Below are 248 nucleotides of genomic sequence, written 5' to 3' on the forward strand. Positions count from 1 at the left end.
CCGCCGTTGCCGTCCCCTCCCCCGCTGCCGTCACCATTGCCGGTGCCGCCGTCATTGCCGCCGCCGTTGTTGTTTCCACCGCCATTGCCATCGCCGCCGCCGTCGCCGCCCGGCGTGGTCGGGTCGGTTGGATCCGTGGGATCGGTCGGGGCCTTGACGCAGGTAGTTCCCGACCACGACCAGCCGGGCGGGCAGCCGGGATCGTTCGGGTCGGAGGGATCGGTGTTCGGAGTGTCGGGCGGGTTCAG

Annotated in this window: 1 pseudogene; it reads right to left on the bottom strand. The window is 71.8% G+C overall.

Annotated elements, in window-relative coordinates:
• Positions 1-248, bottom strand: a pseudogene (locus tag HMPREF2924_RS21240) (permease); the annotation flags it as partial.

The organism is Pseudomonas sp. HMSC063H08 (genome assembly GCF_001813645.1).
In the GTDB taxonomy this organism is placed as follows: domain Bacteria; phylum Pseudomonadota; class Gammaproteobacteria; order Pseudomonadales; family Pseudomonadaceae; genus Pseudomonas; species Pseudomonas aeruginosa.